This window comes from Pontibacter saemangeumensis (assembly GCF_039541895.1).
In the GTDB taxonomy this organism is placed as follows: Bacteria; Bacteroidota; Bacteroidia; order Cytophagales; family Hymenobacteraceae; genus Pontibacter; species Pontibacter saemangeumensis.
On record NZ_BAABHC010000036.1, the window covers coordinates 1 to 2,321 of the forward strand.

Here is a 2,321-nt window from a genome sequence, read left to right on the forward strand (position 1 = left end):
ACTGTGAGCAAGAGCCCCAACCAGAGCAGCTACGCTGCCGGCACCGAGGTGACCCTCACGGCCGCCCCCGCTGCGGGCTACGTGTTCAGCGGCTGGACGGGCGATGCCTCGGGCACAGCAAATCCGCTGAAGCTGACGATGGACACCAACAAGTCCGTCACCGCCAACTTCTCAGCTACAGATTCTGGGCCACAGGCGCTTCTGTTGTTTACACCAACTTCCGCTACTGTAAACTTGCCGAGCGGGGAGCAGAAAGAACTTAAAGTAAACCTTAACAATTCTGATGAGGAGCCGGTGACGGTGAAGCTAACGGCAACGGAAGGAGACGGTACGGGCACTCCGGCCTGGCTGCTGTACGGTGGCAAAACACTGTCCGAAGCAAACAATGTGGCCTTTGCTTTAGGTGAATCAGGGAATGAGCTACTGTTTACCATCAATGCCGGCTCACTTGCCGCCGGCACCTATAGGGCAACCGTCAGGGCTGCCGCATCAGGCTATGCGACAGCGGAACTCGCCATAACGCTGGAGGTTGCGAGCTACGAAGAGAGCTTGCGGCCCTATGTAACGGCCGTACGCCCGGAACACGGGGCCATCAGTGTTTCATTAAGCCAGTCCATTTCAGTTGATGTAGCATATCCCAGTGGTCAGTCCCTGGACGGCAATACCATCAATACCAACACGGTGAAGCTCTACAAGATCGCAGGAACCACAAAAACCGAAGTCGCGGGAACGGTGGTGAATGCAACGGCAGCGGGGGACGCGGTGACGCTTTCCGCCCCGCTGGCCCTGAGCACAACTTACGAGTTTTTCATTAGCGACCAGGTGAAAGACGGGAATGGCTATATGATGAAACCGTTCACGTCGCGCTTCACCACCATCAGTTCCAGCAGTGACACCCCCACTGATCTGACAGGGGTTTCCTTCACAGAACAGATCCTTATTGACAATAATTTTGGAAGCGATGGCTTTACTTCACTTGCTGTTGGGCCAGATAACAGGTTATATGCAACAACATCGGGTGGTAAGATTGAGCGGTGGGACATCAAATCAGACGGCACCCTGTTCAATCATGTCACTATTTCCCCTTTCGGCCCCACACGGCGCCTGCTGGTCGGTTTCCGGTTTGACCCGGCCGCCTCCGCAGGCAACCTTATTGCCTGGATCAGCCACTCTGCGCCGGAATTCACGGGGGCGCCGGAATGGGCCGGCAAAATATCCCGCATCAACCTGAACAACACCTCTTCTCCTGTGGTGGAGGACTTTGTGATTAACCTCCCGCGCTCCTATAAAGACCATGCCACCAACGGCATTGATTTTGGGCCGGACGGCGCTTTATACTTCCTGCAGGGCAGTAACACAGCCATGGGAGCACCGGATGCCGCCTGGAACTTCAGGCCGGAAAGATTGCTGACGGCAGCGGTCCTGCGGCTGGATATTGTGAAAGCGCAGCAGCAATCACTGCCCATTGACGCCAAAACAGAGGAGGGCGGCTCATATAACCCCAAAGCCCCAAATGCTCCTTTAACAATATTTGCCTCAGGCATCAGAAACGCATATGACTTAGTCTGGCATGCTAACGGCCAGCTATATGTGCCCACCAACGGGTCTGCCGCAGGCGGCAATGTGCCTGCACTTAACGCTGGAAGCATATGGTCAAACGGGCAGGTTTATAACGGGCCGGACATACCTGCGATGACGAATGTGCGTGACACGCAGAGCGACTACCTTTTCAGAGTATTGAAGGGAGGCTATTACGGACACCCGAATGTACTGCGCAATGAGTATATCCTGAACGGTGGCAACCCGACAGCAGGAACAGACCCCGGTGAGGTGGTATGGACGGCTAATGGTGAAACATACGGCTACCCAGTTGGTACCCCCCGGGAGCCACTTCACCAGGGATGGGCATTTGATTTCGGGTTAAACAAGTCCCCGAATGGTGTGATCATGTATAAAAGCAGCGCCTTCGACGGAAAGCTGAAGGGCAAGCTGCTGGTGTGCCGTTTTAGCGGCGGTGATGACATTATGGTGCTCGAGCCAGGAACGACCAACCTTGACATCATTCGTGCGACGGAGGGCAGTGTGATTCCTGGCTTCCGACGCCCCTTCGCAAACCCGCTGGATGTGACAGAAGATACGCGTACAGGCAACTTATATATCTCAGAGTATTTTGACGGAAACGGCGATGGCCAGCCCAGGATCACCCTGCTAAAAGTCAACCAAACCGATACCCCACCCCTTACGGCGACAAACCTGATCAATGCCGGGGGCGCGCAGTACACGGACGGGGCCGGGCGCTCCTGGTCGGCCGACGCCAACTT

At 55.6% G+C, this 2,321-nt stretch carries 1 protein-coding gene; it reads left to right on the forward strand.

Translation table 11 applies throughout. The annotated features are described in order from the left end of the window. Window positions 1–2,321: InlB B-repeat-containing protein (locus tag ABD920_RS22490; protein ID WP_345162583.1), on the forward strand; the 2,321-nt coding region annotated here is incomplete at both ends.